General features: G+C 68.3%; 24 protein-coding genes. 9 read left to right on the top strand and 15 right to left on the bottom strand.

Annotation, left to right across the window (positions count from 1 at the left end; translation table 11 throughout):
* The first annotated feature begins 27 nt into the window (after positions 1-27).
* Positions 28-1,500, top strand: a complete 1,473-nt coding sequence (locus tag ncot_RS13315) for a PAS domain-containing sensor histidine kinase (protein ID WP_168618052.1) — start codon at positions 28-30, stop codon at positions 1,498-1,500.
* Positions 1,501-1,638: 138 nt separating this feature from the next.
* Here ncot_RS13315 and ncot_RS13310 read toward each other — a convergent pair whose 3' ends face one another.
* Positions 1,639-1,890: a WhiB family transcriptional regulator gene (locus ncot_RS13310; protein ID WP_056686333.1), complete on the bottom strand. Its 252-nt coding sequence runs from the start codon at positions 1,888-1,890 to the stop codon at positions 1,639-1,641.
* Positions 1,891-2,069: 179 nt separating this feature from the next.
* On the opposite strand from ncot_RS13310, the gene ncot_RS13305 reads away from it, so the two are divergent.
* The gene (locus ncot_RS13305; protein ID WP_168618051.1) at positions 2,070-2,471 is read left to right on the top strand and encodes a hypothetical protein; all 402 of its coding nucleotides are present in this window, start codon (positions 2,070-2,072) and stop codon (positions 2,469-2,471) included.
* Positions 2,472-2,519: 48 nt separating this feature from the next.
* Here the strand turns inward: ncot_RS13305 and ncot_RS13300 are convergent, their stop codons facing one another.
* Positions 2,520-3,293, bottom strand: coding sequence for an RNA polymerase sigma factor SigF (locus ncot_RS13300; protein WP_206064966.1), 774 nt, complete (start codon positions 3,291-3,293; stop codon positions 2,520-2,522).
* 34 nt (positions 3,294-3,327) lie between these two features.
* The gene (locus tag ncot_RS13295; RefSeq protein ID WP_240937901.1) at positions 3,328-3,702 is read right to left on the bottom strand and encodes an anti-sigma factor; all 375 of its coding nucleotides are present in this window, start codon (positions 3,700-3,702) and stop codon (positions 3,328-3,330) included.
* 538 nt (positions 3,703-4,240) lie between these two features.
* On the opposite strand from ncot_RS13295, the gene ncot_RS13290 reads away from it, so the two are divergent.
* Positions 4,241-4,567: a helix-turn-helix domain-containing protein gene (locus tag ncot_RS13290; protein WP_168618048.1), complete on the top strand. Its 327-nt coding sequence runs from the start codon at positions 4,241-4,243 to the stop codon at positions 4,565-4,567.
* Between the two features lie 165 nt (positions 4,568-4,732).
* On the opposite strand, the gene ncot_RS13285 is transcribed toward ncot_RS13290, so the two are convergent.
* From ncot_RS13285 to ncot_RS13235, 11 genes are all read right to left on the bottom strand, one after another.
* Positions 4,733-5,038 carry a hypothetical protein gene (locus ncot_RS13285; RefSeq protein ID WP_168618047.1) on the bottom strand — a complete coding sequence of 102 codons (306 nt, stop codon included), beginning with the start codon at positions 5,036-5,038 and terminating at the stop codon, positions 4,733-4,735.
* Positions 5,035-5,355, bottom strand: a complete 321-nt coding sequence (locus ncot_RS13280; RefSeq protein ID WP_168618046.1) for a hypothetical protein — start codon at positions 5,353-5,355, stop codon at positions 5,035-5,037. The genes ncot_RS13285 and ncot_RS13280 overlap by 4 nt, the downstream gene beginning before the upstream one ends.
* Positions 5,355-6,230 (bottom strand): phage major capsid protein, encoded by an 876-nt coding sequence (locus ncot_RS13275; protein WP_168618045.1) that lies wholly within the window; start codon positions 6,228-6,230, stop codon positions 5,355-5,357. The genes ncot_RS13280 and ncot_RS13275 overlap by 1 nt, the downstream gene beginning before the upstream one ends.
* A gap of 113 nt (positions 6,231-6,343) precedes the next feature.
* Positions 6,344-6,505: a hypothetical protein gene (locus ncot_RS13270; protein WP_168618044.1), complete on the bottom strand. Its 162-nt coding sequence runs from the start codon at positions 6,503-6,505 to the stop codon at positions 6,344-6,346.
* Positions 6,506-6,519: 14 nt separating this feature from the next.
* Positions 6,520-6,918, bottom strand: coding sequence for a hypothetical protein (locus tag ncot_RS13265; protein ID WP_168618043.1), 399 nt, complete (start codon positions 6,916-6,918; stop codon positions 6,520-6,522).
* An 11-nt stretch (positions 6,919-6,929) separates the two neighbouring features.
* The gene (locus ncot_RS13260; RefSeq protein ID WP_168618042.1) at positions 6,930-7,457 is read right to left on the bottom strand and encodes a hypothetical protein; all 528 of its coding nucleotides are present in this window, start codon (positions 7,455-7,457) and stop codon (positions 6,930-6,932) included.
* Complete coding sequence (locus ncot_RS13255; RefSeq protein ID WP_168618041.1) at positions 7,457-8,941, bottom strand: phage portal protein; 1,485 nt, start codon at positions 8,939-8,941, stop codon at positions 7,457-7,459. Before ncot_RS13255 ends, ncot_RS13260 begins: the two co-directional genes overlap by 1 nt.
* Complete coding sequence (locus tag ncot_RS13250; protein WP_206064965.1) at positions 8,938-10,275, bottom strand: terminase large subunit; 1,338 nt, start codon at positions 10,273-10,275, stop codon at positions 8,938-8,940. Before ncot_RS13250 ends, ncot_RS13255 begins: the two co-directional genes overlap by 4 nt.
* Positions 10,276-10,792: 517 nt before the next feature.
* Entirely contained in the window at positions 10,793-11,029 is a 237-nt protein-coding gene (locus ncot_RS13245; protein WP_168618039.1) for a hypothetical protein, read from the bottom strand.
* Complete coding sequence (locus ncot_RS13240; RefSeq protein WP_168618038.1) at positions 11,026-11,181, bottom strand: hypothetical protein; 156 nt, start codon at positions 11,179-11,181, stop codon at positions 11,026-11,028. Before ncot_RS13240 ends, ncot_RS13245 begins: the two co-directional genes overlap by 4 nt.
* 849 nt (positions 11,182-12,030) lie before the next feature.
* Entirely contained in the window at positions 12,031-12,219 is a 189-nt protein-coding gene (locus ncot_RS13235; protein ID WP_168618037.1) for a helix-turn-helix domain-containing protein, read from the bottom strand.
* 94 nt (positions 12,220-12,313) lie between these two features.
* Between ncot_RS13235 and ncot_RS13230 the strand changes: the two genes are divergently transcribed.
* Both ncot_RS13230 and ncot_RS13225 read left to right on the top strand, forming a co-directional pair.
* Complete coding sequence (locus ncot_RS13230) at positions 12,314-12,820, top strand: helix-turn-helix transcriptional regulator (protein WP_168618036.1); 507 nt, start codon at positions 12,314-12,316, stop codon at positions 12,818-12,820.
* Positions 12,820-13,890, top strand: coding sequence for a site-specific integrase (locus ncot_RS13225; protein ID WP_240937900.1), 1,071 nt, complete (start codon positions 12,820-12,822; stop codon positions 13,888-13,890). Before ncot_RS13230 ends, ncot_RS13225 begins: the two co-directional genes overlap by 1 nt.
* A gap of 29 nt (positions 13,891-13,919) precedes the next feature.
* Here the strand turns inward: ncot_RS13225 and sodN are convergent, their stop codons facing one another.
* A complete protein-coding gene (sodN, locus tag ncot_RS13220) occupies positions 13,920-14,321 on the bottom strand; it encodes a superoxide dismutase, Ni (protein WP_057324572.1) in 402 nt (133 codons plus the stop codon).
* A 65-nt stretch (positions 14,322-14,386) separates the two neighbouring features.
* Between sodN and ncot_RS13215 the strand changes: the two genes are divergently transcribed.
* The 4 genes from ncot_RS13215 to ncot_RS13200 all read left to right on the top strand — a co-directional run bounded on the left by ncot_RS13215 (position 14,387) and on the right by ncot_RS13200 (position 17,809).
* The gene (locus ncot_RS13215; RefSeq protein ID WP_168618035.1) at positions 14,387-14,767 is read left to right on the top strand and encodes a S24/S26 family peptidase; all 381 of its coding nucleotides are present in this window, start codon (positions 14,387-14,389) and stop codon (positions 14,765-14,767) included.
* A gap of 243 nt (positions 14,768-15,010) precedes the next feature.
* Positions 15,011-16,132 (top strand): NADP-dependent malic enzyme, encoded by a 1,122-nt coding sequence (locus ncot_RS13210; protein ID WP_240938190.1) that lies wholly within the window; start codon positions 15,011-15,013, stop codon positions 16,130-16,132.
* Between the two features lie 10 nt (positions 16,133-16,142).
* The gene (locus ncot_RS13205) at positions 16,143-17,111 is read left to right on the top strand and encodes a zinc-binding dehydrogenase (protein ID WP_168618033.1); all 969 of its coding nucleotides are present in this window, start codon (positions 16,143-16,145) and stop codon (positions 17,109-17,111) included.
* Entirely contained in the window at positions 17,108-17,809 is a 702-nt protein-coding gene (locus tag ncot_RS13200) for an SDR family oxidoreductase (RefSeq protein WP_206064964.1), read from the top strand. Before ncot_RS13205 ends, ncot_RS13200 begins: the two co-directional genes overlap by 4 nt.
* Positions 17,810-17,859: the final 50 nt, after the last annotated feature.

Below are 17,859 nucleotides of genomic sequence, written 5' to 3'. Positions count from 1 at the left end.
TGCGTCGCGGAGGCATAGGGTGTCGCCGTGCCCACACTCGACGAACTGGCCAAGGCGCACACGGATCTCGACGCCGCGGACCTCGACTGGCTGCAGCGGCTGATGGCCGACTGGCAGATCATCGCCGACCTGTCCTTCGCCGACCTCGTGCTCTGGTTGCCCGATCTCGAGGGGAAGGGTTTCTGGGCCGGCGGTCAGATGCGCCCGACCACCGGGCCGACCGCGTTGCTGGACGACGTCATCGGCAGCTTCGTGCCGATCAACCGGAGGCCGACGCTCGACATGGCGCTGGCCCAGGAGCGGGTGATCCGTGAGGGCGACCCGGAGTGGCGCGACGACGTCCCGATCCGCGTGGAGACCATCCCGGTGCGCCGGGGTGACCGGGTGATCGCGGTGGTGGCGCGCAAGACCAACCTCCTCGGCGTACGCACCCCGAGCCGGTTGGAGCTGTCCTACCTGCAGACGGCCGCGGACCTCACCCAGATGATCAGCAGGGGCCTGTTCCCGGCGCCGGGGGACCGCAGCGACCACGCCGACACGCCCCGGGTGGGTGACGGGTTCATCCGGGTCGGTGTCACCGGGTTGGTCACCTACGCGTCGCCCAACGCATTGAGCGTCTACCGCCGGCTCGGGCACGCGGAGGACCTCACCGGTCACGTGCTGACGGACCTGACCCGCGACCTGGTGCCGCCCCGCAAGCGGCCCGACGAGGAGACGCTCAGCGCGGTCCTGGGTGGCCACGTGCACAAGGATGCCGAGATCACCGGTGACGGGGTGGCGCTGATCGCTCGCAGCATCCCGCTCCGGCCCCAGGGGGAGCGGATCGGCGCACTGATCCTGTTGCGTGACGTCACCGACCTGCGTCGTCGCGACCGCGAGCTGGTCACCAAGGACGCCACCATCCGGGAGATCCACCACCGGGTGAAGAACAACCTGCAGACGGTCGCGGCGCTGCTGCGCCTGCAGGCTCGCCGCATGGACACCCCGGATGCGAAGGCGGCCCTGGAGGAGGCGGTACGCCGGGTGGGGTCGATCGCGATCGTCCACGAGACCCTGAGCCAAGCAGTCGAGGAGCACGTCGACTTCGACGAGATCGCCGACCGGCTCGGGCGGATGGTCACCGACGTGAGCGCCGTGGGGGAGACCGTCCGTGTGGTGCGCTCAGGCAGCTTCGGGGTGCTCAGCTCGGAGACGGCCACGGCGCTGGCCATAGTGGTCACCGAGGTGCTGCAGAACGCCGTCGAGCACGGCTACGTGACCGGGGACGACGGACGGATCACGGTGGAGGCACGGCGACTGGTGGGGCGTCTTCACGTCTCGATCGAGGACGACGGTCGCGGGCTCCCTGACGGATTCTCGCTGGACGGCGAGATCAACCTGGGGTTGTCGATCGTGCGCACGCTGATCGAGTCGGAGCTCGAGGGCGTTCTCTCCATGGGAGCTGCGCACCCGCCGCTGACGCACGGCACCCGCGTCGACCTCGACATTCCGGTGGACTGAGGCCCGCGTTCGTCGCTGCCGGCGGTCTGCTCCCGTGTCACTGGGTCTCGACCCGGCGGTCGCGGCTTCGTTCCTCAGCCGGCGCGCCTCGCTCGACCACCGTCGATCCGTGCGACCTCGCAGGCTCAGTCGTCCGGATCAGGCCGTGCGGACGCGCGCCCTGGCGTTGCGGCGCTTGAGCGCGCGACGCTCGTCCTCCCCGAGTCCGCCCCAGACGCCGTGGTCCTGTCCCGCCTCGAGGGCCCAGGCAAGGCACTGCTCGCGCACCTCGCAGCGTCGGCACACCTGCTTGGCCTCCTCGATCTGGAGGATGGCCGGACCGGTGTTGCCGATCGGGAAGAACAACTCCGGGTCCTCGTCGAGGCACGCGGAGCGATGGCGCCAATCCATGGCGGGGGACTCCCTCTTCTCAGTGTCGTCGGCGGCCAGTGGGCCGTCACGTAAAAGTTCTAGTACGCGCGCAGGGTCAAGCGAACCCGTTCACGAGCGCACGGAACAGAGTTTCAAGAAGTGAACCCCGTGACAACCCCTTACCGACGTCACTTTGGTCACAAGTACTGTTTTTCCTCGTGAGCACCCCTGTTGAAACCCCGATTCCGGCGCTGTTGAAGGTCGCGGTCGGCCTCGCGGCCCTGGAGTCACTGGGCCTTGTGACCTACGCCATGCTCGAGTTGTTCCACCTCTCGGGTGGTCGACTCGTCATGGGACTGAGCACGGCGCTGTTCTTCGCGGCGTACGGCGGATTCCTCGCGTGGGCCACTTGGTCGATGCGGGCGGGCGAGTCCTGGGCCCGCAGCCCGGTCGTGTTCACCCAGCTGATGGCCCTGGGCCTGGCCTGGAGCTTTCGCGGGGGCGAGACGACGGCGGTGGCCATCGGGCTGGCCGTGGTCGCGGTGGTCGTGCTCGGTGGCGTGCTGAACCCGGCCAGCATGGACTACCTGTCCGACGAAGGAACCGTGGACCCGTCCTGACCCTGCGCGAACCGCGGGTGCTCGATGCGCGAACCGCGGATCTTGACGCTAGTGGGCCTCGTCAGCCAGTGCCTGGCGCAAGTGCTCGAGGGTCTTGGTGAGCAACCGCGACACATGCATCTGGCTGACTCCGACCTCGGTCGCGATCTGCGACTGGGTCATGTTCTTGAAGAACCGCAGCATCAGGATGTTCTTCTCGCGCGGCGGCAGCTGCTCGAGGAGCGGCTTGAGCGACTCCCGGAGCTCGACGTGCTCGATGCCGTCGTCGTCGACCCCCATGGTGTCGAGCATGCTCAGCGAGCCGTCGTCGCTGCTGTCACTGCCGGCATCGAGTGACAGCGTGGAGTAGGCGTTGGCGGACTCGATCCCCTCGATGACCTCCTCGACCGTGCACCCGATCACGTCCGCCAGCTCCGACGGTGTGGGGGAGCGGCCCAAGGACTGGTTGAGGTCGGCTGTGCTCGAGCTGATCTGCATGCGCAGCTCCTGGAGCCGGCGCGGTACCCGAATGGCCCAGCCCTTGTCCCGGAAGTGCCGCTTGATCTCACCGATGATCGTGGGGGTCGCATAGGTCGAGAACTCGACGCCCCGGTCGGTGTCGAAACGGTCGACCGCCTTGATCAGGCCGATCGTGCCGACCTGGACCAGGTCCTCGAACGGCTCCCCCCGGTTGCGGAAGCGTCGGGCACAGTGCTCGACGAGGGGCAGGTGCAGCCGGACCAGGTCGTCGCGCGCGACGGAGCGTGCCGCCTCGCTGGCCTCCTCGTCCGTCACCTGCTCGAACAGGAGCGCACTGGTCGCCTTGATCTCCGCCAGTGGCATGCGGTCGGGAGCTCCCCCGCTCTCGGCTCTCATCTCAGGCCGCGACCGTCGAGTGCATCGTCATGGAGACGGAAAGGGCTCCGTCGCCCGACGCCAACTCGGCGTGTGTGGTCAGTGCGCTGAGCACCTGCCAGGCGAAGCCGTCCTCCTCGGGGAGCTCGGTCTGGGTGCTGGGCACCGTGATGGTGATGGTGACCTCCCCGTTCTTCATGAAGAACGCACACACGAGGTCGGATCCCTCCTCGGCGGAGGGCAGCACCATGGCGCAGGCCTCGCCCACGGCCATCCGCAGGTCCTCGATGTCATCGATGGTGAAGTCGAGCCTGGCGGCCAGACTCACGGTCGTGGCCCGCAGCACGGACACATAGGCGCTGTCTACGGGGAGCCTGAGCTCGACATCGGGTCGCATGCGCTCCAACATATCGCTTCTCCGCGATCGCTCGCCGCAGGCCACGAGGTGTCCCGAACCGAGGTGCTGAGCGTCGGCTCCTGACGGTCGAAGGCCGGCCACTGATGCGCTGCGGACGAGGCACCGCGACGTTTCCGGCGTACGCCGTTCGTGCGTGCGCCGTGCCTGAAATCAGGGAAGGGTGCCGCGCTGGTGCGCGACACCCTTCCTCGGGACGGCGTCGCCCCGAGGGCGCGACTCCGTCGAGACGTCAGGCCTTCTTGGTCTCCTTGTGGGCCACGCTTGACGGCAATTGTGTGCCCTGATTGGCAAATGCCGGTTGACCTGCGGCGATGCGTTGGCAGTCGTGGGCCGCCAACGGTCCCGGCTGAACTTCTCGCGGACTCCCTGCGGACTGCGAGCATGCACAGAACATGCAGGAGTTGCCGTTCCGCTGACAGGTGTCGGTGGCTCGGGATAGAACAGACGCAAGTCGGCCCCGCCCGGTGGTTGAGCACCGGACAGGGCCTAGGAACCCAACTAGTAGGAGTTGAGCACCATGACCGCAGTATCCACCACCAACTACCTCGACCCCGCCGAAATGGCAGAGCGGCTCTCCACCGAGCACGACCGAGTGTCGGCGCAGTGGGTCCGGGGCGAGCTCAGGGCCGGCCGCATGCAGGGCACCAAGATCGGCCGTCGCTGGTTCATCCCCGAGGCATCGAACCCCGCGGGCCCGCTCGCCGTGAGCACGCTGCGATCGATGGTTGAGATGAGCGGCTTCACCATCGAGGGTATCGACGACAACATGACCTGGGCTCAGGCCGGACAGGTCGCGCGCGAGTTGGGCAACAAGCTCGCCGAGTACCGCCCGGCGACTGCCTGATCCGACCCAGAGCAGCAGGAGACCCCCGGAGGACATCACTACTCCGGGGGTCTCGCTGTGTCTGGCGCTGGTGGGTCTGTGCGGTGAAAGAAGTCGCAAAGGCCGCTCGCCACCATCGTTCCCGGACGCGAGATAGGAGCACGTCGGGGTGACGTTGACGCCGGGTCAGGGAATGTGTTTCACGGCTACCTCGATGCCTCGGCCCGGCCAGACGCCGGGCTCTCCCTCGGCGTCGTACCGCTTCCCGTCGATGAGGAAGTAGTCCGCGGGGGCCGGGGGCGTGGAGCGTGCGGGCATGTAGAGCTGTGACCCGCTGATGACGGCCGGTGAGTGTGGGTCGGTGCGCTCGGTCGACGAGCGCGGGGCCAGGAGGCAGCGCGGGACATCTACGGGCGTCTCGACCGTGACCGTGTTCCCGTAGTCGTCAGTGGTCTCCGTGACCTGCACGTGAGTGACGACGATGCGCCTCACAGCGCCCTCTTGCGGTAGCGGTGAAGGATCGCGAGCTCGGGCAGGGACCAGCCGTCGAACACGCGGTAGCGCGTCGTGAACGGGCCAGCGGTGTCGAGGTCGTACTGCTCCGGGTTGACCACCAGTCGAGCCACGGAGGACACGATCACGGCCGCGACGTCATCGTCGGGGATGCCGTCGGTGAAGCCCTTCCCGCGCGTGTAGGCGTTGACCATGTGCGTGACCATCGGCAGGTGTTCCTCGGCCAGGGCGATGAAACCCACGTCATCACCCTGGCCAAGGAAGTCCGCGACGCTCTGCGCCGTGGGCGCAGTCATCAGATCGTGATGCCGGTCAGCTCGATCACGGCGTCGTCGTTGAGGGCGGCCACGTCGTAGCGGGCGACCACGCGGATGGCCTGCTGGTCGTAGTCGCCGAACGTCTGGTCGAGCACCTTGACCGACGGGGCCAGGTCGCGGGCAACCACGATCTGAGAGAAGTCGACCAGCGCCATGTTGCCGGTGTTCGGCGTGCCGGTCGTGTCGGTCAGGTGGTTGGTCACGATGACCGGCTTGCCGAAGATGGTGTAGCCGCCGGCCTTGGTGGGGTCGGGCTGCAGCACGTAGTTGTTCGAGCCGGTCGCGGCCTTGATCTTGCGCAGCGCGATGAACTCACGCGAGGTCATGACCCACTTGAGCGCGTCCGGGTTGACGTTCGCACCGAGCGCGAGGGCCTCGGCGTCGAGGAGGTCGTCGAGACCGACCGCGGCGTCGACGGCGAGCGACTGGCCGGCGTAGACGAACAGACCCTTGGGCTTGGTCACGCCGTCTCCGGTGAGCCCCAGGAACTGCTTGTCGAGGGTGTCGGCCACGTCCTTGACGATCCGGTCACGGAGCGCCTGGTCGAGCGCGATGACCGATTGGCGAGCCAGCTCGTTGGAGAAGCGCGTCAGCGTCTTCACGCTCTGCATGGTCGAGGGAAGGAGCATGATCTCGTCGAACGTCGGGTCGACCTCGGGCGTGATCTGCGCGTTCTCGTCGAACCAGCCGGGACTGGTCGCCGGCCCCATCTTCGGGAGGCGGAGCGGGCCAGCGGTGTCGATGATCCGGGGGCCGGCTGCGAGGAATGCGGACTGTGCCTCGAGCGGCTGGACCAGAACCTTCTGGACCTGCTCGGCGGTGAGTTCTGCGGCGTTGCTGGTGTCTACGGCCATGATGGCGTCCTTTGGTGAGAGCGGAAGTTGTCACGCTCGGCCGCCAGGACCGCGAAGCGAAGAGGGACGGCCGCCAGGACCGTCCCTCTCAGCATACCTCAAGTGAGGTTTAACTACTTGGTGACGTGAACTTCCCCGCCGTGCGGCTGTCCGGGACTCACGAGCCAGGCGTAGGTCTCTGCCAGCTTCAGGAGTTGGGTCGAGTTGCTCGCGCCTTCCGCCATCTTGGTCAGCTTGTCGAGCATCGTCTGCTCGAATTCCGCTCTGGTTGCCACGGTTCTCCCTTTCGTCATGCGTTACGCCGGAGCATCCCGGCGAGGTCGACGGCTGCCTCCCCTTGGGTGGCACCTTGCCCTACGTCACCGACAGGCGTCCTCGAAACGAGGTGAGGCTTCCGGGCAAGCAGGTCGTCGATCGCGGCCGTGAGCGCCTCGGGGTCGTCGATGTGGGCCTCGACGAACGGCAGGTCGTCGGGGTCGGCAAGGCGGCCGCTCGCGGCCACCAGTGAGACGTGGAGCCGCTGCGCGAGGTCGTCGGCCCGCTGTGCTCGGGTGCGGTACTTCGCGGACTCGTCGCGGAGCTTCTGCACGTACTCGAGCGGGAACGTCTCCGGGTCGGTCTCGGGGGTGTCGGTCTCTTCGGTCTCGACCTCGGGGGCTTCCTCGGTCTCGGCAATCTGTTCGGTCATGGTTCTTCCTTTCAGGCGGTGACGGGTTCAGGGGTGCAGGTGCATCCCTTGTGTGTGGGCATCTCGTGATCGGCCGGCCAGACTTGTCCCTCGCGCCACCACCAGGTGCAGAGCTGGCAGGCTCCACCGGAGACGTTGCGGACCCATCCGGCGACGTGCGGGGATTCCTTCATGGCCGCGCTGTAGGCGCGTGCTGCGGACTCCAGTGGCTCGGAGCGGGCCAGCCTGCCCACGCGGCCGGTGGCGAGCTCGTCGACGGCCAGCAGCGTGTGAGCGGCCTTGGTCAGCCGGTCGGCGTCATCGGCCGGCGGGCTCACTCCGAGCGCGGCCACGGGCGTGCCCAGCTCGACGGAGAGGGACATGGCGAGGGAGAGATCCGCGAGCGCGTAGGCCTTGACGTTGCCGGCCGCGATGTAGGCGGCCAGGATCGCGACGAACGCATCCTCGTTCATCCGGCCGGCCAGGTAGCTGGCATAGGCGGCGAGCACCTGCGCCTCTGTCTCGGCGGCTAGCGCCTTGAGGGTGTCGCGGTAGGCCATCAGGCGTCCTCGAGCTCGGTGGCCTCGGACTCGGGCAGGCGCAGCGAGACCGGCACGGCTCCGGTGAAGTCGACCCCGGAGAGGCCGACGAGAGCGGCGGCAGACTTGGGCTCGGCACCGGCACGGATCAGGATGCCCAGCGCGTCGGCCTTGGCCTTGAGGTCAGCGCCTTCGGTGGGACCGCTGGTCGGCGTGCCCTCCGCCTGGAGCAGCCCGTCGAGGTTGAGCCCTGCGCCGTCGAGGGCCTCACCGCGGCGAGCGTTGCGGATCTCGGCAATCTGGTCCGTGTCGTAGCCCAGGCGGGCCAGCGCGGTCGAGACGGGGAGCAGCCCGGCACCGAACAGTTTCACGATCGCGTCGGCCTCCTGTGCCACCGAGCGGGTAGCGGCGTCGGCCCAACGGACGCGCGCCTCGACAGTCGTCGGGTCGGTGCCCTCGCGGACTGCCACCATGAGGCGGGCCACGTCCTCCCACGATCGGCCGAACGTCGCCTGACGTGCCTCGGCGCGTGCGGTCAGGGATGCCTCTGCAGCGCGGAGCGCGTCGGCGCTGGCGGGGTTGTCGGAGAACACGCCGACGTAGTGCGCCGGCAGCGCGGAGACGGCCATGATCTGACCGAGGATCACGCGCACCGATGCCTCATAACCGGCCAGGTCGGCGGCGTTGAGCTGCCCGAACTTCGCGTCGGGGTTCTCCGAGATCATGGCCCGGTTGCCCTCGGGGATCGGGTTCACGGCGTCGCCGGTCTCGTCGTCTTCCTCGAGCTCAATGCCGGTAGCCCAGCGGCGCGGGCGGCCGACGTACTCCGAGGTCGTCATCAGGTCGACCAGCGACTTGTTCAGCCCGTCGACCAAGGGCTTGAGATCCTCGATCTCGCTCACGCCGTCCTCGAGCAGACGATCCGAGTTGCGCAGCGCCACGACGGGCACGACTCCGAGCGGGTTGTCGATCTCCTCGACGATCTGGAAGCCGGTCGTGGTCGCGCCGGGACTGTTGGAGCGCAGGCGGGTGATCCCGTCCGCACGGTAGAGCACGGCCTCCGTGGTCGTGCCGGTCTCCCAGCGCTTGATCGCGGCGACGATCTGGCGCGTGCCGGGGTCGCGGAGCGCGACGACCTGGCGGGCAGACTCGATGCTGACGCGCGGGGAGCCGTCGGGGTTGGCCCACACGATCACGTAGGACTTGCCCAGGGTGAGCGCCTCGCGGTGCGCGACGCCGGCCAGCTGGTCGAGGTCGTTGCGGATCCAATCGGGCCACACGTCGGCCCCGGTGAAGCCGGTGATCCGCAGACGCTCGGCCAGGGCAGCCACGGCAAGGCGCGGGATGTTGGAGGCCATTCGGCCGAACCGGGTGCCCAGCGCTGTCTTCGCCTCGGGGGAGAGGAAGGCCAGCGGCTGCGTGCCAGAGTAGTAGCCGTCCAGCTCGGCATAGGCCGCGGTGGACTCGTCCAGCTTCTGCAGGAGAGTGGTTGTCAGGTCGGTCATGAGGCAAAGCTCCTAGTCTTCTTGCGGGCTCGGCGAGTAGCTCGCCACGTGGCGCGGGAGTGCGCCATGACCAGGCACGCGGCCAGGTCGATCTTGCGGGCATTGCGGGACCGGGACGCCTTGGCAAGGCGCATCCCCCGGGCGTCTTCGGTGATGACGGCTGCGCCGACGTGAGCGGTCAGCCGGGGATCTCCTGAGTGCGTCATCAGGCCATTGGTCGCGGCGCTGTAGAGGTCGGTCGTCGCGGCCGTGAGGCGTGACGGGGAGTGCGGGAACTCCACGACGGGCAGCCGCTCGGACTCCAGCGCCTGCAGGGTCCGCGTCCAGCGGAACGGGTCCGCGATGATCTCGACGACCTGCCAGCGCTTGCAGGCGTCGCGGATGGCTTGCTCGACGTCGGCCACCGGCACGCGGTAGGAGTCGTCCCCGGCCGGGCGCTCCCAGACGTTCACGACATCGAAGTGAGGTTCGGCGGCCACGGTGCCCACCAGGAGCGCGGTCGTGTCGTCGCTGAACGAGCCGTCGAGGGCGATGACGACCTCTCGCCCGTCGGGCACGCCGGCCCCGGTGGACAGGCCATCCCAGACGCCGGCCGGGAGGAACTTGCCGTCGGTGTCGGTGACGAGCTGGCAGAGGCGGGCGCGGCGGAACGTGGCCTCGCGGGTCTTCGGCGGCAGGAGGGCCTGCATCGCGTCGCGGTGAAGGAAGTCATCCAGCGCGGGGTTGGCGAGCTCCCAGCAGTGAGCGCAGTCGACGGGGTGATCCTCGAAGCCGGCCGCGGAGTGCTCGCGCCAGACGAACGTGCGGTCGTCCGGGTGCTCAGCCGCGTACTGGCGCATGTCGGCCAGGACGTTGTTCGTCGGGTCAGGGCCGGGGGTGCCGATGCCGATCAGGGTCGAGGTCTCACGCTTGCCCTGTGCGAGGGCCAGAACCTCATAGGTGTCACGCGAGACGACGCCGATCTCGTCGAGGATGGCCGTCGTGTAGTCGAGTCCCTCGAGGCGCTTGGGCTCGGCCGGCAGGCAGACGAACGAGGCACCGCGCTCGGGGATGTAGAGCCGGTCCTTGAATACCTGGCAGCGGCTCTGCAGGTCCTCGTTCAGCTCCACCATGCGGGCGGCTGTCTTGAACACGATGCCGGCCTGGCGCTCGTCGGTGGCGGCGACCACGACGGACGCGCCCTCTTCACCCTCGAACAGGTCGTAGAGACCGAGGGCGGCGACCAGCGTCGACTTGCCCTGTCCGCGCGGCATCATCCATCCAGCGGTGCGCGGTCGAGGTGTGGCGTCGAGCACCGAGCCCACGAGCTCGAGTTGCCACGGCCGGGGCTTCATCGGCTTGCGAGCGCCCGTCCCCTTGGGCGTGACGATGAACCTCTCGCAGAACTTCCCGAACCGAGCAGCACCTACAGAGCGCGGTGCCCAGGGGAGCGCTGACCCGTCGACCGCGGCCTTGGGACCGGCCCTCACTTGAGAACCGTTCTCGTGTGTAACGGGGATTGCGCCTTACCCACGGGTGTGGAACCTGACTCGAGGGGGCCCGTCCCCTGGGTCTCCAGCGGCTTGGCCCTCCCTCTCTTGGCGTTGCAGGAGCGGCACACGACGTCGACGTCGCGGAGGCGGATGGCCTTGCCGGCTGCCTTGCGTGCCCAGGCCTGCGGGCTGTGGTCGGTGGTCAGGTCGTCGGTCGTGAAGCAGTCGGAGCACCACGGCTGCAGGGCACGTGCCCTCTTGCTGAGCTTCTGCCACGTCCAGTCGTAGCCGCGCTCTGCCGGTGTGCCGCGCTCGTCGGGGCGCTGGTGGTCAGGGCAACGGGTCTCTTCGCTCGGCTCACCGCACGATAGGCAGGGCTTCACTCGGCGACGTCCTCGAGCTCGGCGAGCATCTCGGGGTGCAGCAGGTCGGCGATCGCGTCGGGGTGCTCGCACTCGTCGTCGAGGCACGAGCAGTCCCATCCCTTGCCTGCCCGGCAGATGACGGAGTAGCCGTCGACGAAGCCTTGAACGAACGCCTTGTCGAGCGTGCTGCCCTTGCCGTCAGCCTTGTGGCGTCGGGTCGTCTTGCTGACGCGGCGGATCTGGACCTTCATCGTGTGTAGCCCTTCTGGAGGTGGGGCCTGCAGGTCAGGCAGGGGATCGGGCGGCCGGCGTAGTCCTCACCGAGCCATCCGTTGTCACAGGTGTGCGTGTCGTCCTGGCCGGTCTCGTCCTCGACGGGCTCGCCGTAGCGGTCGTAGGTCATGCGACCCTCCCCGCGCAGCGGATGCATTCGCTCGGGTCGTCCTTGGCTGTCATGGCCTGATCGCAGGTGCAGGGCTGTCCTGCGTTGCGCAGGTTCTGGGGCACGACGACCTCGAGGTGTGGGGCCTCGCTGCTTGTCCGGGCGGCAGCGGGAGCGCCAGCGGACGCCCGCGCCCTTAGATCTATAGATCTGTGTCCCGCTCTGGCACTAGTCGAGGTCGTCTCTGGGACAGGTCCCTGTCCCGCTCTGGGACTAGTGGAGAGGTTGTCTAGTGTCAGAGCGGGACTAGTGGAGGTCGGGTATCCGGCCGGGATCGTGGTCGTGTACGTCGTCATCTCGCGGTGCTGGATCTGCTCCCACGTCGCGGGCCTGTCCCTCTCGATCCAGTCGCCGGCCTCGAGGACGTTGAGAGCCCGCGCCACGGTGCTGCGTCCGAGTCCGGTGTAGCCGGTGAGCACGCTGAGTGACACGCGGACCTGACCGCTCGCGCTGTCCGCCACGCTTGCCAGGGTCAGGGCCACGTGCCGCGCGGGTCCCGGTAGATCGCTCTTGCGGATCGCGCTGGCGTACCAGTAGCCGCCCTGCGGGCTCGGCTTGCGGCTCATGCTGCCGCCAGGCGGGACGGGTGAGCCCGGGCCGCGGGGATTCGGCCCCGAGTCGGAATGGCCACGGTGCACGGCTGGCCGGGCGCTGCGCCACAGTGCGGGCAGCGAACCTCCGGGGTGACCCGCTCCAGCTGGTAGCGGCGGCGGATCTCGTCGGCGTTCATGCTCTGCCGGTGCGAGGCGTGGAGACGGCAGACCTTGCCGCAGATGCACGGCAACGGCTGAGGCAATGCGGTCCCGGCCATCAGGCGGCCGGGCTTCCGTCCTCGAACTGCTGGTCGATCCACGCGAGCACGTCGGCCTCGCGGTAGACGATGCGTCGTCCGAGTTTCGCCGACCGAGGGCCGGTGTTGGTGGCCCTCCAATAGCGGAGCGTGTTCGCTGCGATGCCCGTCATCGCGGCCACGTCATCGATGCGGAGGAGCTTCTCCATTGTGACTAGCCTTCCCAGTGAATTACAACCTTGGGATCTAGTTAACCATGGGTTCTAGTGGACGGCAACTAGAAACGGTAGTAGCCTGTTGCGCATGACAACTCGCGATGAGGAAATCGGACGAGCTGTGCGCTCGATACGTGGCGACATGCCTCAGGCCACGCTGGCCGCAGCAATGGTTGACGAAGGTCACGAGAAGTGGAGCCAGTCGACCGTGTGGTCGATCGAGAAGGGCACGCGGCCGCTGAGGTTCAGCGAGGCGGAATCGCTTGCCTTCATCCTGAAAACCTCGGTCGACGAGTTCAGCATGGACACCGATCGGCAGACGATCCGGTTCTTGCTTGGAGACGTGAGCTCGAGAGCTTCCGACCTTGGCTTCGCGGCCGTGAAACTAGAGGCCGCCCGGGAGCGAACGCGGAGGTACCTCGACTCGGTGGGGAAGTCCTTCGATGAGTTGCCAGAAGCCCTCTTGGAGAACGGGCCATACAAGCAGTGGTTCGAGATGTCGGTACCTGAGATTGCGGCGGCGGCCTTAGAGCCGGACGGTGGGAAAGTGGGCTTCCGGTATGAGCCCGGCACTCCGGATACGACGTACCTCTGATGGCTAGCGTCAAGAGGCGTCCCGACGGCAAGTGGAGAGCCCGCTACCGCGACGAGGCCGACAAGGAACACGCGCGGCACTTCGCTCGCAAGGTCGACGCCCAGCAGTGGCTTGACTCGGTGACGGCCGCGGTCGTCCGGGGTGACTACGTGGATCCACAGGCGGGCAAGGCCACAGTGAAGGCCTACGCGGACCAGTGGCAGCGCATCCAGGTCTCGAGCGACGGCACGCGGCGAATCGTCGACAACGCGCTACGGCTGCACGTCCTCCCGACGCTCGGCACGCATCGGCTGGCCGCGGTGCGCCGGAGCCACGTCCAGGCGCTCGTGAAGGCGCTCGAGGACAAGGGGCTGTCGGCCGGGTCGATTCGCAACATCTACGACGTGATGGCCCAGGTGTTCTCGTCGGCCGTCGAGGATCGCGTGATCGCGTCGACGCCGTGCCGGAGGATCACCCTGCCCAAGGGTGCCGGGGGAGAGGTCGAGATCCCGACGCTCGAGGAAGTGCAGGCGGTGCGCTCGGCTCTCGATGAGCGGTGGCAGGCCATCGTGGTGACGCTCGCCGGCTCCGGCCTGCGGATCGGGGAGCTCCTCGGGCTGCAGGTCTCTGACGTCGACTTTCTGCGGCGAACGATCCGCGTCGAGCGGCAGCGGCTCCAGTCCAACGAGCTCGGGCCGGTGAAGGGGAGAGCGGCGCGAACCGTGCCGGTCGGTCAGGTCGTGATTGACGAGCTGGCAGCGCACCTTGCGGCGTACCCGTCCGATGGCGCGCTGTTCGGCGATGAGTTCGGGGAGCCGCTCACGTACCGACGATGGAAGCGACTGCTCTCAGACACCGGCGTCGGGGTGACCAGTCACGCCTTCCGGCACTTCGCGGCCTCGGCCCTAATCTCCGGGGGAGCGTCGGTCAAGCAGGTGCAGACGTTCTTGGGCCACTCGTCCGCGGTCATCACCCTGCGGACCTACGCGCACCTGTTCCCGGGCGATGAGGATCGCACCCGAGACGTGCTAGACGCCGCTCTCAATCCGCTTGCGGACTCTGTGCGGACTGAGGCGGCGTCTAGTGACTAACGATGCAGGTCAGCGACCTGCGGACCTTCTCAGGCCTTCTTGGTCTCCCAGAAGATCTCGGCGATCTCGTCGATCTTGGCGAGGAGCTGGTCAGCAGCCTCGACGTCCATCGTGCCCTTCGTGCCCCCGGCGCCGGCAAGCTTGGTCGCCTCGTTGACCAGCGTGTGCAGCTGCGGGTACTTCTCGAAGTGCGGGGGCTTGAAGTAGTCGGTCCACAGCACCCAGAGGTGGTGCTTGACGAGCTCGGAGCGCTCCTCCTTGATCAGCACGGCACGGGTGCGGAAGTCGGGGTCGTCGTTGTCGGCGAGCTTGCCGATGACGGCCTTGATGGACTCGGCCTCGATGCGGGCCTGTGCGGGGTCGTAGACGCCGCAGGGCAGGTCGCAGTGGGCCTGGACCTCAACGGTGGGGGCGAACAGTCGCTCAAGCATGCTTGGCGTCCTCTCTTCGACGTGGAAAACGGAGAATTTCCTTCTGCGCTGCGACACTACTCCGCATGGATGACCGTCGTCAGCCGGGTGCCCACAAGCGGATCGGCTTTGCCGTGGTTCGTGGGCGCTCCATGGAGCCGCGGCTGCGCGACGGCGACCGACTCCTGGTCTCCTACGGCGCACGGGTTCGGGCCGGTGACGTCGTGGTGGCCCGCTTCGCGGACGGCACCGTCGCGGTGAAGCGCGCCGTGGAGGAGCGTGCCACCCGCACCGGCGCACCGGGCTGGTGGCTGCTGAGCGACAACCAGGCGGCTGGCATCGACTCGCGCCATCGAGGCGTCGTGCCAGCCACCGAGGTGCTGGGCGTCGTACGCCGGCGGGTGTGGCCCTGGCGCCGGCGGGTGTGGCCCTGGCGCCGGCGGGTGTGGCCCTGGCGTCGACGGTGATGCGCGTCTCATTCGCTGTCCGCGACGCGTGACGGGATGGAGGGGCACGATGGCTTGTGACAATATGGAGTCAGGGAGACCCCCTGGTCCGACAAGTTCCGCGAACCACCTCTGACGCGTCGAACTGGGCCTGCCCACTCCGTTTCTCCTCCGCGAAAGTCCGTCATGCCTGCCTCTGTGAATGAACCCACGGAGCACCCGTTCGCGGGTGATCCGGTCTTCGACCTGCACGTCGGCGGGAAGATGGAGACCCGCTCACAGGTGGCGCTCGCCGGTGCCGACGAGCTCTCCCTGGCCTACACGCCGGGCGTTGCCCGGGTGTGTGAGGCGATCTCGGAGAACCCCCAGCTGACCCGCAACTACACGTGGGTGCCCAACACGGTCGCCATCGTCACCGACGGCACGGCCGTCCTCGGGCTGGGCGACATCGGCCCGGCCGGGGCGATGCCGGTGATGGAGGGCAAGGCCGTGCTGTTCAAGCAGTTCGGTGGTGTCGACGGCATCCCGATCTGCTTGGCGACGACGGATGTCGACGAGATCGTGGAGACCGTGGCCCGGATGGCGCCGTCCTTCGGGGGCATCAACCTCGAGGACATCTCCGCCCCCCGATGCTTCGAGATCGAGCAGCGGCTCAAGGACCGCCTCGACATCCCGGTCTTCCACGACGACCAGCACGGCACCGCCGTGGTGGCCCTGGCTGCGCTCAAGAACGCCCTCAAGCTGACCGGACGCGTCGCCGAGACCACCCGTGTGGTCGTCTCGGGCGCCGGCGCCGCAGGCGTTGCGGTCACCCGGATCCTGCTGGAGGCAGGCGTCAAGGACATCGCGGTCATCGACCGACAGGGCGTGCTGAACTCCCAGCGGTCCGACCTCACCCAGGTCAAGAAGGACCTGGCCCGCGACACGGCCGACCACTTCGGCCGGACCGGGAGCCTGGCCGACGTGATGAAGGGCGCCGACGTCTACATCGGTGTGTCCGGCGGCAACGTGCCCGAGGAGATCGTGGCCACGATGGCCGACGACGCGATCATCTTCGGCCTGGCCAACCCGACCCCTGAGGTGCACCCGGACGTCGCCCACCGGCACGCCCGCGTGGTGGCCACCGGGCGCTCCGACTACCCGAACCAGATCAACAACGTCCTGGCCTTCCCCGGCATCTTCCGGGGCGCCTACGACGTGCACGCCACCGCGATCACCGAAGGCATGAAGCTGGCCGCGGCCGAGGCCCTGGCCGAGCTGATCGGCGACGAGCTCGCCGAGGACCTCATCATTCCGTCGCCGTTCGACCCGCGGGTCGGGCCGGCAGTGGCCGCAGCGGTGTCCGAGGCAGCACGTCGTGACGGGGTCGCTCGCTCAGTTCGCTAGGTTTGGCACCATGTTTGCGGTCTATGCAGAGAAGTTCGCGTCCGATGACCCGTTGAGCGGCCTGGTGGTGGGGGAGCGCCCCGACCCCGTGGCTCGCGAAGGCTGGACGACGGTGACCGTCAAGGCGGCCTCCCTCAACCACCACGACCTCTGGTCGTTGCGCGGCGTGGGCCTGCGTGAGGAGTCGCTGCCGATGATCCTGGGCTGCGACGCCGCGGGTCGCGACGAGGACGGCAACGAGGTGCTCGTGCACGCGGTGGTCTCCGACCCCGACTGGCAGGGCGACGAGACGTTCGACCCGAAGCGGTCGTTGCTCTCCGAGCGGCACCAGGGCACCTTCGCCGACAAGGTGATCGTGCCGAAGCGCAACGTGGTGGCCAAGCCGGCGTCGATGTCCTTCGCCGAGGCCGCCTGCCTGCCCACGGCCTGGCTCACGGCCTACCGCATGCTGTTCACCCAGGGCGACCTGAAGCCGGGTGACACCGTGCTCGTCCAGGGTGCCGGCGGTGGCGTGGCCACCGCCCTGATCACCCTCGCTCGCGCCGGCGGCCTGAAGGTGCTGACCACCAGCCGGGACGAGGCCAAGCGGGCCCGGGCCCTGGAGATCGGTGCCCACGAGGTGTTCGAGTCCAACGAGCGACTGCCGATCAAGGTGGACGCGGTCATGGAGACGGTTGGTCGGGCCACCTGGTCGCACTCGATCCGTTCCTTGCGCCCTGGGGGCAAGATCGTGATCAGCGGCACGACGAGCGGACCCCAGCTCGACGACGCCGAGCTGACCCGCATCTTCTTCCTGCAGCTGCAGGTGATCGGCTCCACGATGGGCACGCGCGGCGAGCTGGCTGCGCTGACCACGATGCTCGACGCGACCGGTGCACGGCCGTTGATCGACAGGGAGATCGCGATGACCGACGCCCGCGACGGGTTCGCGGCGATGGCCGGCGGCGACGTCTTCGGCAAGATCGTCTTCACCAGGTGAACACCGCTCGCACCCACCTGGTGACCGGTGCCGGCTCCGGGATCGGCGCGGCGGTGGCCACCGAGCTCCATGCCCGCGGTGACGAGCTGTGGTTGTTGGTCCGCTCCGAGGAACGGGCCACGGAGCTGACCGAGCGTTTCCCACGCGCTCGGACGGTGGTCGCCGACCTGGCCCGGCCCGACACCCTCGAGGCCGCACTGTCCGATCTGCCGGAGCGACTGGACTCGCTCCTCCACGTTGCCGGCGCCGTCGACCTGGCACCCGTTGCCGAGCAGCGGGTCGAGCAGGTCCGCCACCAGCTCGACGTCAACCTGATCGCCCCGATGGAGCTCACCCGGATCTGCCTGCCGGCGCTGCGTGCGGCGCGTGGCCTCGTGCTGCTGGTGAACTCCACCTCGGGGCGGGTCGCCAACCCCGCGTGGACGGCGTACGCCGCCTCGAAGTTCGGTGCCCGGGCCTTCGCCGACGGGTTGCGTGCCGAGGAGCAGTCCCACGGAGTGCGTGTCAGCAGCGTCTTCCCGTCGCGCACCGCCACTCCGATGCAGGCCAAGGTCCATGAGCAGGAAGGGTCTGCCTACGACCCGGATGCCTTCGTCTCGGCCGCGTCGGTCGCGGCCACCATCCTGCACGTGGTCGACCTTCCCGAGGACGCCACGATCCCCGAGGTGACCGTCCGAACGGCGCCGGGTCGAGGCTGAGCCTCACCCGAGCCTTCTGGTGTGGCGCCGGACTGCTCCGAGAGCGAGGC

This window comes from Nocardioides sp. JQ2195 (assembly GCF_012272695.1).
Lineage (GTDB): Bacteria > Actinomycetota > Actinomycetes > Propionibacteriales > Nocardioidaceae > Nocardioides.
Note: the sequence above shows the minus strand (reverse complement) of the source record. Positions and strands in the feature narration are given on the sequence as shown.

Coding starts and splice junctions, on each gene's coding strand:
- ncot_RS13225 (WP_240937900.1), top strand. CDS start 12,820: ATGGCTAGCGTCAAGAGGCGTCCCGACGGCAAGTGGAGAGCCCGCTAC.
- ncot_RS13280 (WP_168618046.1), bottom strand. CDS start 5,355: ATGACTGCGCCCACGGCGCAGAGCGTCGCGGACTTCCTTGGCCAGGGT.
- ncot_RS13255 (WP_168618041.1), bottom strand. CDS start 8,941: ATGACCGACCTGACAACCACTCTCCTGCAGAAGCTGGACGAGTCCACC.
- ncot_RS13290 (WP_168618048.1), top strand. CDS start 4,241: ATGACCGCAGTATCCACCACCAACTACCTCGACCCCGCCGAAATGGCA.
- ncot_RS13230 (WP_168618036.1), top strand. CDS start 12,314: ATGACAACTCGCGATGAGGAAATCGGACGAGCTGTGCGCTCGATACGT.
- ncot_RS13250 (WP_206064965.1), bottom strand. CDS start 10,275: ATGAAGCCCCGGCCGTGGCAACTCGAGCTCGTGGGCTCGGTGCTCGAC.
- ncot_RS13215 (WP_168618035.1), top strand. CDS start 14,387: ATGGATGACCGTCGTCAGCCGGGTGCCCACAAGCGGATCGGCTTTGCC.
- ncot_RS13260 (WP_168618042.1), bottom strand. CDS start 7,457: ATGGCCTACCGCGACACCCTCAAGGCGCTAGCCGCCGAGACAGAGGCG.
- ncot_RS13265 (WP_168618043.1), bottom strand. CDS start 6,918: ATGACCGAACAGATTGCCGAGACCGAGGAAGCCCCCGAGGTCGAGACC.
- ncot_RS13310 (WP_056686333.1), bottom strand. CDS start 1,890: ATGGATTGGCGCCATCGCTCCGCGTGCCTCGACGAGGACCCGGAGTTG.
- ncot_RS13275 (WP_168618045.1), bottom strand. CDS start 6,230: ATGGCCGTAGACACCAGCAACGCCGCAGAACTCACCGCCGAGCAGGTC.
- ncot_RS13245 (WP_168618039.1), bottom strand. CDS start 11,029: ATGAAGGTCCAGATCCGCCGCGTCAGCAAGACGACCCGACGCCACAAG.
- ncot_RS13300 (WP_206064966.1), bottom strand. CDS start 3,293: ATGCCACTGGCGGAGATCAAGGCGACCAGTGCGCTCCTGTTCGAGCAG.
- ncot_RS13210 (WP_240938190.1), top strand. CDS start 15,011: ATGGAGACCCGCTCACAGGTGGCGCTCGCCGGTGCCGACGAGCTCTCC.
- ncot_RS13295 (WP_240937901.1), bottom strand. CDS start 3,702: ATGCGACCCGATGTCGAGCTCAGGCTCCCCGTAGACAGCGCCTATGTG.
- ncot_RS13240 (WP_168618038.1), bottom strand. CDS start 11,181: ATGACCTACGACCGCTACGGCGAGCCCGTCGAGGACGAGACCGGCCAG.
- sodN (WP_057324572.1), bottom strand. CDS start 14,321: ATGCTTGAGCGACTGTTCGCCCCCACCGTTGAGGTCCAGGCCCACTGC.
- ncot_RS13235 (WP_168618037.1), bottom strand. CDS start 12,219: ATGGAGAAGCTCCTCCGCATCGATGACGTGGCCGCGATGACGGGCATC.
- ncot_RS13205 (WP_168618033.1), top strand. CDS start 16,143: ATGTTTGCGGTCTATGCAGAGAAGTTCGCGTCCGATGACCCGTTGAGC.